Origin of the sequence: Solibacillus sp. FSL W8-0474, from assembly GCF_038004065.1 — a bacterium.
GTDB lineage: Bacteria > Bacillota > Bacilli > Bacillales_A > Planococcaceae > Solibacillus > Solibacillus faecavium.
In genome coordinates, this window is the sequence record NZ_JBBOQJ010000001.1 from 2,182,911 (window position 1) to 2,197,027 (window position 14,117).

Genomic DNA, 14,117 nt, shown 5'->3' on the forward strand with positions numbered 1-14,117 from the left:
CCCGTTCAAACTGAAATAAACCGCTGTATAAGGTAAGGCACTCCCCCAAAAATGATGAGTGTAATCGACACTTTAATTAATGAGACATGCTCCATGAGGGGTGTATGTGTTGAGCGATCCGCATTAAAGATGGACCACCAACTCGGTTCAGGATATTGATGTGAAATTGCAATCCAAGCGAGAAAAAATATGCCAACTAAAACCCAATAAATTTTCATAGGCATCCCCCTTTAAGATTTGATTATTCAAAGTTACGCCCTGCCCATAATCTTCTTTAGTTGAAAAATGCTAAATAGATAACAATAGCAATGACTATTATAAGAAAAAGTAATCCTGTCCCTTTCCATCCCAAATCCCCGATCAAATCCTGAAGCCCCCCACCATGCATACTAGCAGATGGATTTCGCTTTAATTCTTCCTGTCTCATTCGCTCTCTTCGTGCTTGGGGAGTTTCATTATTTTTATTCACTGAGTACACCTCCCTCCATCAAAAATCTACTATTTATTAATAATCTTTACCACAAGCTACACAACGCAGATCGGTGTCATTTTCCCCATACATTCGAAGTTCCTTTTCAATATTACACACCTGACATTTTTCAAATTGAATTTGAGGCAACGTACCTGCTTCAGCTAATGGAACCCACTGTTCTTCATATAATGTTTTCGTCATACCGTAATCAATTAAAACAAGATGCCCCTCTTCATTCAAACCATAATTGCCACCATCTTTAAAATCAAAGCCATCTAGTTCTTGATCAAATACACGAAGAGCAGCTTTTAAATCTTCTGTCATTCTTGGATCTGTCTCTAAATCAAGATCATATGAGCAGTGATTATTTAAAGGAAGCTGCTCATAAAAAGGCTGAATAACATATTTTTCATTCATAAAAAGAATCGGTGCGATATGTTTTTCTAACCCTTTCATTTCTAATGCTTTATATATTTCATATTCATTTTTGCTTTGAGCGTATCCAACCGGGTGTAAAAAAGTTTTGAAGACAAGGTTTTCGTAACGATAAACTTTTCTTGTTGAACCGATACCAATCATTTTCGCGCCTTTTAACATATCATCAATATTTTCAACAACATAGGAAGTATCCATTTCATCATCACCAAATCATTATGTATTTTTTATGTTCCTTGATACCAGCTTTCATCGAATTCGAGGTTTAATGCCTTTCCTAAGCATATGCCAAATCTAATAAACCCACTTCCTCGCGCTGTAATCATATTGCCATCCTGTACGACTAAATCAGAGCAGTAATTTTCCTTCTCAAACACACCTAACATTTCAATCGCTTCCATCGGTAACCCCACCGTATATTTCTTCCCTGTCAGCAAACCCGCTTGTGCCAAAAAATACGGAGAACTTGATATACTGGCAACAATTGTTTCTGTTGAAACAACCTGCTTTAAAAACTCGACTAAGTCCTCTTCATCTAGAAGTGGTTCAATATCTAAACAACCCGGTAACACGATACTATCAATCTCTTCAATGTTAATTTCACTAATCATGGTGTCAGCTACACAAGTTAATCCAGACTCTCCCCTAATAGGTTGTTTGTCCAGCCCCACCGTTACAATGGGCTTGTTCCCTTGCATTAAAATCGATAGTGCGACACTTAATTCATATTCGCTGAATTGCGGATATAAAATGATGGCTGTTTTTTTCACTATAGTTATCTCCATTCATTAGTTTAGATCCTTGCCAAATAAATTAAACTAATAATTCAACCCACTTATGTTCTGGTTCGTGCAGTTCAAGGGCATTTCGTAGCCATTGTTTCTGCATATTATTAAGCAAGTCCTTTATTGCGAGAAAATCCTGATGGTCTTTTTCTCTTGTATTCTTTGCTTTATATAATAGAACAATTTCAGGATTTAAATACGGAATGCCGGTTTCAGAAACGCTGCAAATTGAATTGAGTGGCGCATGAATTCTTAAATCTCTTCTAAATTTCCAGTCATTTTCCTCTGTTTCATTAAGAAGAACTTCAATTCTCTCTCCACTTAACTTATGAGTAGCGTGTATTTCATGAACTGGTAGCTCTAAAAATTCATTTCCCCAACCATAAAATTCACCTTTTTTCACCTGCTTAAAATCCCAGTCATATAAATATCTCTTTAAATGTAGTTGGTCTTTTCGAAATATAGCTATTTCAATATCTTTATATTCCCTTGTTTCTTCCCCTATATAAAGGTCAATCGCCCATCCACCAGCAACGAACCATGTTTTACTGAATTTCCCCATTAAAGAACTAACATATTGGCATTGCTCGAATGACATCGAAGTACCTCCTTAAAACAAACCATCTATATCCAACAAATTATAACCATTTTCAATTCTCATCCTAAAATGGTTCATGATTCGAATCTGTTCTTCCGTTAACTTTTCTTTGTTCCAGTACATATGCATTAAGCTATATTCAAACACTTCTTTAAGTTTTATAAATAAAGGAATTTTTTCTAGCATTTCGTTCGCGATATCATTTTCCTCTTTGTAGCCCTCGATGATTGCTTTCGTTATACTTCTTCCATATTCCAGGATGTTGCCACCACCGACAAATGAATACTCAATCGCACTATAAATAGGAACAGCTAAATCAAAAGCATAAAAATGCTTCTCACAATCCTGAAAATCAACCATTGTCAGTTTTAAATCACGATCTACTACTACATTCTCTAACCATAAATCACCATGTAACAACCCGTAATTGGCCTTGTCTTTCGGAAGGTTTTTAATCTTTGTTAAAACCTTCTGTGCAACCTCTCTAATTGTAGTTTCTTCCTCAGGAATATATTTCAGGAAAGCGTACTCCTCATTTTGATGCCAATCGTTGATATAGCGTGTCAGATAAGTCTCTTCAAACTTTCTGGAAAAACGATGTAATTTGCCGATTTGCCGGCCTAACGCTTTTAATACATCGGCATTCCATTCTTTTCTTGATAAGTGCTTACCAGGAGCCGCTTCATAAAGAACTGTTAGCACTTCCTTATTATTAATGGTGATCTTTTCTACCTCTTGACCATTTATTGAAAGTATTGTTGGTGATACTCCTAGTCCTTCTTTATGTAGGTAGTTAGTATAGGCAACCTCTTCTACTTGTTCATCATACCCTTTGTAGTTTGTAACCCTTGCAAAATATTCGCCTTGTGCTCCGGTACACCGATACATTTCATTTGTAACGGCTTCCACTTTAATCAATTCCACTGGATAAATTCCGTTCAGCAATTCTAGTATTTTTTGTTCCATTAGAGCTTTCCCCCGCAGTAATTTTCATTCTATTCCAATTATTAGGACTAATATGTAAATAATAACATAACCAATTTATGATGATAGGTTTTGTTCAATATAATCCATCCTTCGCGCCAATTCATCAGAAAAAGAAAAAACGCCCCAAACCCTTGATTTACAGGGATTTGAAGCGCCTAAATTATTCTATTCTTCGTCAGCTTGTTCGGCTACTTTATTGATTCTTTCTAACATCGGTGGATGGGAGTAGCGGAACCATTTGACCAGTGTGGACGGGTTTACTTCGCCAAGTCCAGCTTTCGTCAACTGTTGAAACGTCGAAATCGCTGCTTCGGGATTTTCCACGAGCTCCATTGCATATTCATCGGCCCGGACCTCCTGATACCGCGAAACCGCATTTGACAATGGATTTGAGAAGAATAACAGGAAAGATGAAATCAATAAAAACAATGGCAGTGAGCTAATATTACTTAATTTCTTAACTTTTAAAATCGATCCATAACGATTAATCATTCGAGGCATTATTTTTGCAATTAACCAAAGCCCAATAAGCGTCATGAACAAATAGACAGCGATGTTAATATAAATATCTTTTAACAAGTAATGCCCCATCTCATGCGCCATTATAAAGAGAATCTCATCATGCGTTAACCGGTCTAATGTCGTATCCCACAGCACAATTCTAGAAATTTCGCCGATCCCTGTCACATACGCATTTAAAGCATTCGTTTTTTCCGACATATTCACTTCATACACATGGTCTGAAGGAATGTCCGCCTGCTCTGCAAGTGAAAGAATCTTCGTCTCCAATTCCTTATCCTTTAATGGATAAAAATCATTATAGATCGGGTCAATCACGACGGGTTGGATGAACATAAGGAAAATTGAAAATGGAACAGTTAACGCCCAAGTATAGAACCACCATCTCTTCGGACTTTTTTTGATGAGCCAATAGAGAACCGACACCGTAATCACCGACATCCCAAAATCAAGCCAAAAATCAATTACATTATCCCGCATCCAGGAGGAAAAAAACTGAGTACTAATACCATAGCTTTTGCTCACCGTATACTGATAAAAGTCCAGTGGGAATCGTAGGATGAACAATACTAACGAGAGCAAAAAAACATACATGCCTGTTCTAAACAAGGACCATTTAAACTGTACAGAACTCCATTTTTCAAACACCCGTGACATTCCAGTAATCAAAATAGCAAAATAAAGCAGCCATTCCAACGGCCCTGCTACAAAGAACAAGAAATTTCTTATCTTAGATAAATCTTCACTTAATAACAACTCCTGCGTTGTAAGAAAAGTACTTGGATCCGCTGCCGATCCTTGAAGAGCATCTGGTATTCCGCTATTTGGACCATGAAAAATATAAAAATACATCGCGGCCGCATATAGACCAAATACAACAACAGCCATTAAACCCCATTTTTTCGTCATTTCTTCCACCTCAATTCATTCGTTACCCTATCTTATTATTGAAGTGGAGAAATCATTTCTAAATAGTTTGTCTATCTCCTATTTAGTCAGTTCTATAAGCTCCGAAATCATCATAAATTGAAAAAAATTCACTCAAACTTATAGTTGAGTTTACAAGGAGCCCATAAATATGCAATTTGCTATTCACTATTTAGAAAACAACACACCTGTACTAAGTCAATGTTTAGAGCGTATACCCGAGGTTGATGAAAATCTCAAGATCAAAGGCCGTAAAGGAAAAGTAGTCAACGTTGTTCAACTCGAAGACAATAAATATCAAGTCCATGTAGCCTTGGAAAAGATAGATAAAACACCGCTAATGCTAAAAGACGATAAGAAGAAAAAACGTTAATATGTAGGAAATAGCGCGGATAAATACCTGCATGCTATTACGATAAAGATGGCTGGGCTTGCGAAAGGTAAGCAACAGTAATAGAAGCATTATATAAAATAGAAGAAACTCTATAATTTTTAATACGCTCAGACGAATCGAGATGAGATTAACCGCCATCTCGTTAAAAAAATCGTCTGAGCGCATTTATTATGTATACTTTAATTCTTTTCTATTTTATTTCACTCTATACAATCATCTTTAGGTCATTCTTTAGCTAATTCAAAAAAATAGCAGAAAAAAGATAACGGGTTCGGTCGATGAGGAGAAAACCCCAAAAAAAAATGTAAATAACAAAACAATTAACATACTTTTTAATAGTAAATAGGCAATATAGAAGGCAAGCATAAACGCTCAATAGTTTATTCTGAGCGTTTTTTGTCATTTACTGTGCTTGTTTTACTAATGTCTCCGTCGGTTCATGTAGTTTATACATCCTGAGTCATTACTCCCAATACTAAATATTATTTTAAATGATTGTGGGCCCATACATCGTAGTCAACAAATTGTAGCTTTTACTATTTCATGAATATGCATTATATCTTCTTTATGCAATTCAACATACTCCCCCGTATATCCAATCAGAATATCTCAAAGCGCTCCATATAAAATATTTAGCATTTTTGGTTCTATTAAATGTTTAGGGCTACGAAGACAATGTTGGGCAACAAAATAAGAAATTTTGTTTGTAGGATCTATAAAAGCATGAACTCCTCCTAACCCACCCCAAGAAAAAGAATTGTCAGGTACTAAACGAAATGCCTTGGCCGCATCCATTACTACTGATACACCTAGACCATAACCAACTCCTTCAGCTGGTATCATTTTTTTGTAGTCTAAATAACTTTTGCCTTCTAATTGATTTGTTTTCATTAAATTAATGGAATTTACACTAATAATGCGTTCCCCATATTTGCCAATTCCCCCACAGGCCAATGCATCAGCAAATAAAATGTAATCTTCAAGAGTAGTAATTAGCCCACCGCCTCCACTCTCATGCCTCAAACCAATTACTCCTACACAATCGCTGCTAATTCTTCTTAACTTTTCTGTTATTGGATTATACTCATATTGTGGAGCAATATTAATTTTCTTTTCTTCTACAACAGAAAAACCAGTTGTCTTCATCCCTAATGGCTTAAAAATCTTTTCTTCTAAATACGCTCCGAAGCTTTTACCTGTTACAACTTCAATTACCGCAGCTAAAACATCATGACAAAAACTATAATTCCAACCTTCGCCTGGTTCAAATAACAGAGGGTCTTTTGCAAGTGTCTCTACAAACTCTCTTGTATTAAAATCCAACCCTTTCTCTTCAAAAAGTTTTCGAAGTTGCGGCGTATCCCTTTCATAACTTAAGCCCGCTGTCATCGTTAATAAATCAGCTATTCTTATATGCTTTGTTGCAGGTGTAATAATAAATGTTCCACTTTTAACATACATCTCTTTAAATTCAGGTAGATACATATACAAGGGATCAGTCAATAATATTTTCCCGTCTTCAACTAATTGTAATGTCGCAATACATGTGACTATTTTGGTTGCCGAATAGATGTTATACAATGCATTGGGTTGCATAGGAACTTGATTCTCAATATCCGAATATCCAGCATCATATCGAAAAATCTCCTCATGTTCACGATAAATGATGCAATCAATACCAGAAAGCCCTAGTTGCGGTACAGTATCCATAAAATCTTTTAATTTCTGAAATGTATCCATATTTCAATCACCCTTCATCTCATTTTCTAATCTCTTTCCATTAGCTACAAAACTGAAAATTATAATGTCGACTATTCAATATATGATTTATTATCAAAAAGTAGACAAGCCTTCATATTATGCTCAGAAATAAATTTCAGTCCTGGATCCACTTTACTAAATTGTTCCATTGCCATTGATTTAACATTCGTTCGTTTCGGAAAAAATGGCGCTATGTATTCAGAATAAACTGATTTTAATGGCGGTTGAGACGTTTGGAATTTAGCGATCACTGAGCATGAAGGGATGCGATTATGTAACAGTTGGTATGTACTTTTATCACCTAACTCTTCATATAGTAAAAAAAATCACAAAATAAACCCCCTTTTAATACCTCCAATAGAATTTTATGGTATAATTTACATGAACATTGATATAATTGTTTTCTGTATTTTATTAAGGTCTTGTAGCTCAGTTGGGAGAGCACCACCTCGACAAGGTGGGGGTCGCAAGTTCGAGACCTGTCGAGACCATCATGCACCACACCAATGTTGATACCACAAGGTTTTCACTAAAACTTGTGAAGTGTGTACATCAAACATTGAGTGAAACACTACGTTACTTCTGTAAATAACAGAATAACGGGAGTGTTTTTTTTATGAATTACTTTAATGAGAAGCCAACAATTGCAAAACGAAAACCACACAAAAGAAAACCAGAGATAGTCGTTCAATCTGAAACGTGCAAGCTGCTGTATGACCAATTCCTTGAGTTTAAAATGAAACAAAATTTAAGACCTGGCACATTGAACAAGTTTGTTTTAACATTCAAGACCCTAGAGGCATTTCACCAAGAACGTGCTCAACATCCATTTTATTTAGCTGACATTACAACCGATTTCATAAGTGATTGGGTATATTACATGAAAAATGAAATGGTACGTTTTGAAGGACATCATTATAAACCAGAATCTGCTCAGACTGTTGGGTTAGCAGACGCTACAATTGAAACTCGAATTAGAAATTTAAAAACATTTGTCAATTGGACTGTTAAGCAAGGATTGATACAGAAGAATCCTTTTGATACGTGGGAAGGTTTCCGAAAAGATGCTCATACGATTGACATTTTAACTCGTGAAGAACTGGATAATTTATTGGCAGTAGCAAAAAAACATTCAAAAAAATCATTCAAACATTTTAGAGATTACTGCCTCCTTCATCTACTAATTGATGGTATGTATCGTATAACCGAAGCTTTGATGATTAGCCCGCACGATATTGACCATGTGAATAGAACGATTATTATTCAATCAGGCAACGCTAAATCACGTAAAGCTCGCATCGTACCATTGGCTAATCAAACGTATCGCCTTTTGGTTGAATTGATGAAGGAAAATGAAGCATTTGAAGATGATGTAGACGATTTGCTGTTTCTTTCGTTGTCTGGTCGTATGTTAAGTAAAAATAATTTCCTCCGAGATACTAGAGCGTATGCAATTGAAGCAGGAATCACTAAGCGATATTATTTACATTTGCTTCGCCATTCGGCCGCTACTCATTATCTATCTTCTAAAGAAGGCGATATTGAAAGTTTGCGGTTAATATTGGGTCATGCTGATTTACGAACAGTATTAATTTATGCTCATATGGCAGATTCTACTGTCATTGAGAAACATAGTAAAGCGGGATTCTTTGGCTCAGATAATTTAATTTCAAGAAAGCGTGACAATAAGCGGAAATGATTAATCGGGGAGCTATTTGGGGCTCTCCTTTTAGTTAGAAATTCCTATAATAAAATTCCTGTTTTATAAGATGAAATTCATTAAGCTTTAATGTAAAATGAATATCATCTCTATTTAAAAAGAAGGTGAATTTTTATGCTTGAACCAATAAAAGATATGTACGTTTATGAATATACTTTCTTGGACGATTTGTCATTCATTAAACCAATCGAGAAATATTTCGATTTGGATACCAAAGAAGTATACATATCAGAATTAAAGCAATTATTTTCTGAGCACGGTTGGGAGGGCGATGGAGACCTTGGAGTAATTTGGTTTCCTCCGTTTGTAGGTGTAGGGATTGAAGATACATACGGTCATTATGTTTTTCATGTAAAACAATCGAATAATGGCACTTCTTTTCTAGCTTCAAGCCAGCCTCTTCCTTTCGCTAGATTGTTATCTCAAAATGATTTCGATTTTACAAAATCATTTATGAATCGAGAAATAGATGGTCAAAATAATTATATAGAAGAAGAAATAAATATTGTTCAGGATAGTACAGAATTCCTAAAGGAAGCCCTTCTTTTATATAAAACAAGTATTGAGAATGAGTTACAAGCAATCGAAACCATTTCTGATACAAAATTAAAAGAAGAGCTCAAAGAAAAAGTTTTGGGATATAATCAAAATATGATTGTTCAACATTTAAACGAATTTCTGGATGATTGTTATTTGAACGTACTAAGAGAAGTATTAAATGATGGTAATAATAGCAATCTTAAGCTAAAAAGAAGTTCTGTTAAGATAGATTTAAGTAGGCTTTCTAATGATGATGAAAGCGTAAGAGGTGATTCTTGGTTAACTATTCATATGATTATTAACGACATTTGGCATTCATACCGATTTGAAAGTTTTAAAGAAAAATTGGAAAAACTAATGAAACCTTTAGAATATACTATTAATCAAGAAACGAAAAGAGAAATACTAAAACATGTAACTATAAGAAATTGTATTCAGCATCATAATTGGCGGTTGGATGCTTCTTCTGTAAAAAGTAATATGGGTACTGATTTTATTGAAATATTGAGTAATTCCAAATCAACCATAAGGATAGAAAAATGGAAAACTATAAAGCTTACAGAAACAGAATTAGCCAATTTTATCACTCAGTTAATTGTACTAACTGAAAATTTTAATAATTACGTATCTGGTCGGATATCAACTCGATACACTAGAAAAAACAAAGTAAATAAATAATAGCTGTTTTATTAAAGAACTCTTGAATTTTCAATCATAGAAAATCAAGGGTTCTTTTTCATGTTAATAATTCTCATTTTACATTTGAAAATTATTACTTCCTTCTAATCGTTCAATAAGTTAAAGGAAGTACGAAAGATTTCGTACTTCCCTAAGCTCAATTATTAAATTTGTTGGCAACTTTATTTTTATATGAAGTACGACTAGTTGAAACCTTTGGTACTCCATTTTCAATGTATTTTGTTAAGGAAATTCCTGTTCCTGTTTCTTCAGATGCTATTGGAATTATTAAATCAGGAGTCGGCAATTCAGAATAGCTTAAATCCAAATAGCCCATTCCCATATCAGTTACTTTTGTTACAGCGCTTGTGGATTTTCTAGGTCGAATATATTTTTGTAATTGAGACCTTTTTTCTCCTACTGTTGCCATTGAATATCCTGCTTGTCTGTGAGCGCTGATAATAATTGCAAGTGCTCCAGCAACATACGCAGCTGAATAATGAGAGCTTGAAGAAGGAGAAAATGAACCATAGCTGTTATTCAATTTTAAACCCGCTATAAAATAACCAGGAGCTGCCAAGTCTGTTCTTGTGTATGCATATGCTTGAAAAACCGTACCTTCCCCTGTTCCAGAAAATGAAGGGATAAATTGAGCTGCTTTTACACTGATTACTTCCCCGTTCATATGATTTGCTGGCGTGTAAACATTTGTTGTAGTTGAAGAAGCATCATCTCCAGCACCAGCCACCACAACTATTCCAGCAGATTTAGCTCGCCACAGAGCATCCATTATAACCCAACCAGCGTTTCGTTCGTCTGTACTTAAAACAAAACATGTTGTTAATATTACATCAACTTTCTCTCCATTAGGACCTACCCAATTGGTTGCCCAGTCTATACCTTGGACTATATTTTCTATAGTAAAAGTGCCATCTGAAGACATTACTTTACCAGCAATTATTTTAGAATGAGGAGCTACACCTACATATCCATCTTTAGATGCAATTAAGCCGGCTACTGCTGTTCCCAATCCATTATTATCTGTGTAATTGTTTGAGTCTCCGCCATGGTCTGCTGTGAAATTTTTACCGTCTAAAATTTGTCCTTGTAAAGAGTTGTGAGTTGTTTCCGCTCCCGTACTTAAAACTGCTACAACAACGCCATCTCCTCTATTTTTTTTCCAAGCTTCATATGCACCTATATAAAACATGGGTTCATCAGCTCTGTATGGAGGAATGTGTTTAAATTCTCTCATTGACGGCAAAGGCTTTAAAGTATTTGGCTTTGGCAATTGTTTTACATTGAAATCGACCATCCCATGTCCTTGTTGCACAAATTGATATGGGTCATTCCATGTTAAGCCTCTTATGTTTCTCGTAAATTCATATAATACTTGTTGAGCTTTGGTAGAAGTGAGTGGCTGTCCCGCTTTTTCATATGCACTATGAATTAATGCCATTATTCCAGCAATGTGCGGAGCTGAACAAGAAGTTCCAGAAAACAATCTGTAACCACCATCGGCAGCAGTTGTGTAAATCCCATCTCCAGGGGCTGCAACATCTATACCAGTATTAGAGTTTGAATTAGTTTCTATTGTTTCATCTTCTTTTAACCAAGCAACGCTAATGCACTCAGGTTGCACTGGTAAAAAAGAAAACTCAGGAGTTATTTCATTACCGTCTCCAGCATTTCCTCCAGAAACAACGACTGAAATTCCAGCTTCAATTGCTTCATGAAAAGCTTTTAATAAAGCCTCATTATCAAAAGTTGAATATGACATATTAATAACTTTTACTCTTTCTCCATTTGGCCCTACCCAAGCTGTTGCCCATTTGAAAGCTTCAGTCATTACTGACAGCGAAGAATCTCCTTTTTCTCCTGTGCCAATTTTCCCGAAAATAACTTTAGATTTTGGGGCAATCCCAACATAGCCAGATTCATTTCTATTGGCTGCTATAATCCCAACAACAGGAGTGCCATGGTCGCTCAATCCCGAAACATCATCAATCGCACCTTCTGTAGTAAAATTTCTACAATCAATTATTTGTTCTTTTAAATCTGGGTGATGAATATTTAATGAACTGTCTAAAACAGCTACCACAACACCTTCACCTTGAGTTACTTCCCAAGCTTTAGGAATATTCATTCTTGTAATTCCCCAAGTATACTCTGATTGACTTGCAGAAAACATATTGATTTCAATTGGCCCTAACTCATGTGGAGATGGATACAATTTTACTTCTTCATCTTTTAAAATTTCTGTCATATGATATTCCTCCATAATTTAGTAAAGAGGAGCTATTAAGCTCCTCCTGTTGTTAGATTCATTTCATCGTAGCCTAGAGCTACAATTCCTTTAGGGTTTAATACTTTAGCATCCATTTTATTTTCAACAATAACCGTTACACTACCAGCTAAGGCATTGCTTGTATCATTTTCTATTACTTTAATTTTAATTTCACTCATTGAAACACCATAAGCATCTTTTGTGAAAATTACAGCTGGTGTAAAAGCAAATGTATGATTCGCACCTAAACCACTACGATAAGATGGTCTACCAAACAAGCGGCCTACCATTTTGGGACGTAAATTATCGTAAGAAACAATGCTGTTGGAATCACCGCTATATACATCGAGTACCGATTTATCCAATACAATAGTGGATTCACTATCAGAGCTTGAATTAATCATTAATTGAGCTAATTTGAGTTCTTCTTGGTCAAGTACACCAATACGACCTTCTGCTCCATCAGTGCCAGTAAATGCTGTTTTAATTACCTTGACACCATCAGCACCAGTCATTTTTTGATAATGTCCTAGTAATTTTGTAGCTCCATAACCAGTACTAAAAGTTTCTCTTTCAGCCTTTCGGAACAACCTTTGCTTACCCATTTTAATGATAAATTCTAAGACAGGTAAATTTGAAGCTAAGATTTCTTGCTTTGACAATTTAAAAGCTGTGACAATTCGTTTAGGCTCAAAATCTATTTTATTAACGGCTGTTATATCCTTAACTTCTGGCACACCATCAATTTCAGATAGCTCTGTATCATCGCTTACATGCTCAGTATGACTTTCTCCGTTATTGTGAAATAAAGTAACATGATTTAAGATGCCCATTTCTTCATTTTGCGTGATTACAATTGGGTCGATTGTTACCTGTTTCAGAATTTGTTCCAATTCTGCTGTTCTAGTTTCAATAATATTTCCCATTATTGATTCCTCCTAATATTGTTTAATTATTTAAAAATCCTCTGTGGCTTCTAAAACAGCCCACAATGGATTTACTGGCTGTAATTTTTCAGCTTGCATTTGTTCTAATTTCTTTTCTTCAATCATGACCTTAGCCATGTCATTAGCTAGTCTGAAACGTGCTGTAAGCGGAATACATAGCTGTTTCATAGACTCATTAATTTGTTTGTTAATCTTTTCAAGACGAAACAAAAAACGCTCGTAGTTATCATCAAGTATGGTTAACTTTAATAACTCAGCCTCATTGTTAGATTTCAACCAAATATAAAAAGCCAATGTATTTAGCGAAATACTATCGGCTTCGGTGTAATATTCATTTAATTTTTTAAGTTGGTTAAACAATTTTCTCATTGTTGGATTCGCTTTAACAACTTCATTCATTTTAGGTATCGTGGCATTTGTCACCACTAGCTGTTCCGCTTCTTCTCTTGCAGCTTTTTCAGCTTTAGAAACTTTCATTTTCAGTTGTGAAGTGCTAGTTCTCACTCCTCTAGCCATATTAATTCTCCTTTCAAAAAGTAAAGTTAGGGAAAAGTTTTTTTAGTTTCTTCCCTAGACCTAGTCTCTTCCTCCTTACCCAAATAAAAAACGACCTAGAGGGGGGTGTTAGTCTAAAGTTAAGACCAGCACTGTTAAAGTACTGGTTCCCATTCGTCTGGCACTTCCCACTCAAAGTCTAATTCTTCTCTAATATATAAATGTGTGTTACATGGTTTACAAAGTGTAATCAGGTTACTTTCATCATATCTTAAATCTGGATAGCCATTTTTACCGTTATATTTTACTCGTGGTTTAATGTGGTGAACTTCTAAGTTATCTGTAGTAATGATGAGACCATTGGATTTAATCAAACAGCGCTGACATATACCTTCATCACGTCTAATAACTGACTTCCTTGTGTCTTTCCAGGCCTTTGAATTAAAGAACCTCTTTTCTTCAGGGTTTTGTATTCTTCTATTTTTATTTCTCATTCTATCCCCTTGCTTCTTACATTCGCATCTTTCTGCTTTTGGGATAAGCTTTCCACAATCACAAATTTTCATTATTGG

Annotated in this window: 15 protein-coding genes and 1 tRNA gene; 4 read left to right on the forward strand and 12 right to left on the reverse strand. The window is 35.3% G+C overall.

Going from position 1 to position 14,117, the window contains the following annotated elements:
• Window positions 1-5: 5 nt before the first annotated feature.
• From NYE67_RS10790 to NYE67_RS10820, 7 genes are all read right to left on the reverse strand, one after another.
• Window positions 6-218: a hypothetical protein gene (locus tag NYE67_RS10790; RefSeq protein WP_340730049.1), complete on the reverse strand. Its 213-nt coding sequence runs from the start codon at window positions 216-218 to the stop codon at window positions 6-8.
• Between the two features lie 56 nt (window positions 219-274).
• A complete protein-coding gene (locus tag NYE67_RS10795) occupies window positions 275-469 on the reverse strand; it encodes a DUF6366 family protein (protein ID WP_340730050.1) in 195 nt (64 codons plus the stop codon).
• Window positions 470-505: 36 nt separating this feature from the next.
• Entirely contained in the window at window positions 506-1,105 is a 600-nt protein-coding gene (locus NYE67_RS10800; RefSeq protein WP_340730051.1) for a protein kinase, read from the reverse strand.
• A 29-nt stretch (window positions 1,106-1,134) separates the two neighbouring features.
• Window positions 1,135-1,677 carry a DJ-1/PfpI family protein gene (locus tag NYE67_RS10805; protein WP_340730052.1) on the reverse strand — a complete coding sequence of 181 codons (543 nt, stop codon included), beginning with the start codon at window positions 1,675-1,677 and terminating at the stop codon, window positions 1,135-1,137.
• 43 nt (window positions 1,678-1,720) lie between these two features.
• Window positions 1,721-2,290 carry a nucleotidyltransferase domain-containing protein gene (locus NYE67_RS10810; protein WP_340730053.1) on the reverse strand — a complete coding sequence of 190 codons (570 nt, stop codon included), beginning with the start codon at window positions 2,288-2,290 and terminating at the stop codon, window positions 1,721-1,723.
• Window positions 2,291-2,302: 12 nt separating this feature from the next.
• Window positions 2,303-3,256, reverse strand: coding sequence for a phosphotransferase enzyme family protein (locus tag NYE67_RS10815; protein WP_340730054.1), 954 nt, complete (start codon window positions 3,254-3,256; stop codon window positions 2,303-2,305).
• Window positions 3,257-3,442: 186 nt separating this feature from the next.
• The gene (locus NYE67_RS10820) at window positions 3,443-4,705 is read right to left on the reverse strand and encodes a M48 family metallopeptidase (RefSeq protein WP_340730055.1); all 1,263 of its coding nucleotides are present in this window, start codon (window positions 4,703-4,705) and stop codon (window positions 3,443-3,445) included.
• Window positions 4,706-4,874: 169 nt separating this feature from the next.
• Between NYE67_RS10820 and NYE67_RS10825 the strand changes: the two genes are divergently transcribed.
• Window positions 4,875-5,096 (forward strand): hypothetical protein, encoded by a 222-nt coding sequence (locus NYE67_RS10825; protein ID WP_191703611.1) that lies wholly within the window; start codon window positions 4,875-4,877, stop codon window positions 5,094-5,096.
• Between the two features lie 630 nt (window positions 5,097-5,726).
• Here NYE67_RS10825 and NYE67_RS10830 read toward each other — a convergent pair.
• Window positions 5,727-6,857: a serine hydrolase domain-containing protein gene (locus NYE67_RS10830; RefSeq protein ID WP_340730056.1), complete on the reverse strand. Its 1,131-nt coding sequence runs from the start codon at window positions 6,855-6,857 to the stop codon at window positions 5,727-5,729.
• A 439-nt stretch (window positions 6,858-7,296) separates the two neighbouring features.
• Here NYE67_RS10830 and NYE67_RS10835 point away from each other — a divergent pair.
• From NYE67_RS10835 to NYE67_RS10845, 3 genes are all read left to right on the forward strand, one after another.
• Window positions 7,297-7,369, forward strand: a tRNA-Val gene (locus NYE67_RS10835).
• A gap of 125 nt (window positions 7,370-7,494) precedes the next feature.
• A complete protein-coding gene (locus NYE67_RS10840; protein ID WP_340730057.1) occupies window positions 7,495-8,577 on the forward strand; it encodes a tyrosine-type recombinase/integrase in 1,083 nt (360 codons plus the stop codon).
• A 135-nt stretch (window positions 8,578-8,712) separates the two neighbouring features.
• Window positions 8,713-9,816 (forward strand): hypothetical protein, encoded by a 1,104-nt coding sequence (locus NYE67_RS10845; protein WP_340730058.1) that lies wholly within the window; start codon window positions 8,713-8,715, stop codon window positions 9,814-9,816.
• Between the two features lie 157 nt (window positions 9,817-9,973).
• Here the strand turns inward: NYE67_RS10845 and NYE67_RS10850 are convergent, their stop codons facing one another.
• The 4 genes from NYE67_RS10850 to NYE67_RS10865 form a co-directional block, all read right to left on the reverse strand.
• Window positions 9,974-12,082 carry a S8 family serine peptidase gene (locus NYE67_RS10850; RefSeq protein WP_340730059.1) on the reverse strand — a complete coding sequence of 703 codons (2,109 nt, stop codon included), beginning with the start codon at window positions 12,080-12,082 and terminating at the stop codon, window positions 9,974-9,976.
• 35 nt (window positions 12,083-12,117) lie between these two features.
• Complete coding sequence (locus NYE67_RS10855) at window positions 12,118-13,029, reverse strand: phage major capsid protein (protein WP_340730060.1); 912 nt, start codon at window positions 13,027-13,029, stop codon at window positions 12,118-12,120.
• 30 nt (window positions 13,030-13,059) lie between these two features.
• On the reverse strand, window positions 13,060-13,566 hold the full coding sequence (locus NYE67_RS10860) for a hypothetical protein (protein ID WP_340730061.1): 507 nt from the start codon (window positions 13,564-13,566) through the stop codon (window positions 13,060-13,062).
• A gap of 134 nt (window positions 13,567-13,700) precedes the next feature.
• Entirely contained in the window at window positions 13,701-14,111 is a 411-nt protein-coding gene (locus tag NYE67_RS10865; RefSeq protein WP_340730062.1) for an HNH endonuclease, read from the reverse strand.
• Window positions 14,112-14,117 lie beyond the last annotated feature (6 nt).

Bases quoted from the DNA above. Each gene is read 5' to 3' on its own strand.
- NYE67_RS10790 (WP_340730049.1), bottom strand. From the start codon at position 218: ATGAAAATTTATTGGGTTTTAGTTGGCATATTTTTTCTCGCTTGGATT.
- NYE67_RS10800 (WP_340730051.1), bottom strand. From the start codon at position 1,105: ATGGATACTTCCTATGTTGTTGAAAATATTGATGATATGTTAAAAGGC.
- NYE67_RS10810 (WP_340730053.1), bottom strand. From the start codon at position 2,290: ATGTCATTCGAGCAATGCCAATATGTTAGTTCTTTAATGGGGAAATTC.
- NYE67_RS10815 (WP_340730054.1), bottom strand. From the start codon at position 3,256: ATGGAACAAAAAATACTAGAATTGCTGAACGGAATTTATCCAGTGGAA.
- NYE67_RS10820 (WP_340730055.1), bottom strand. From the start codon at position 4,705: ATGACGAAAAAATGGGGTTTAATGGCTGTTGTTGTATTTGGTCTATAT.
- NYE67_RS10825 (WP_191703611.1), top strand. From the start codon at position 4,875: ATGCAATTTGCTATTCACTATTTAGAAAACAACACACCTGTACTAAGT.
- NYE67_RS10830 (WP_340730056.1), bottom strand. From the start codon at position 6,857: ATGGATACATTTCAGAAATTAAAAGATTTTATGGATACTGTACCGCAA.
- NYE67_RS10840 (WP_340730057.1), top strand. From the start codon at position 7,495: ATGAATTACTTTAATGAGAAGCCAACAATTGCAAAACGAAAACCACAC.
- NYE67_RS10845 (WP_340730058.1), top strand. From the start codon at position 8,713: ATGCTTGAACCAATAAAAGATATGTACGTTTATGAATATACTTTCTTG.
- NYE67_RS10850 (WP_340730059.1), bottom strand. From the start codon at position 12,082: ATGACAGAAATTTTAAAAGATGAAGAAGTAAAATTGTATCCATCTCCA.
- NYE67_RS10855 (WP_340730060.1), bottom strand. From the start codon at position 13,029: ATGGGAAATATTATTGAAACTAGAACAGCAGAATTGGAACAAATTCTG.
- NYE67_RS10860 (WP_340730061.1), bottom strand. From the start codon at position 13,566: ATGGCTAGAGGAGTGAGAACTAGCACTTCACAACTGAAAATGAAAGTT.
- NYE67_RS10865 (WP_340730062.1), bottom strand. From the start codon at position 14,111: ATGAAAATTTGTGATTGTGGAAAGCTTATCCCAAAAGCAGAAAGATGC.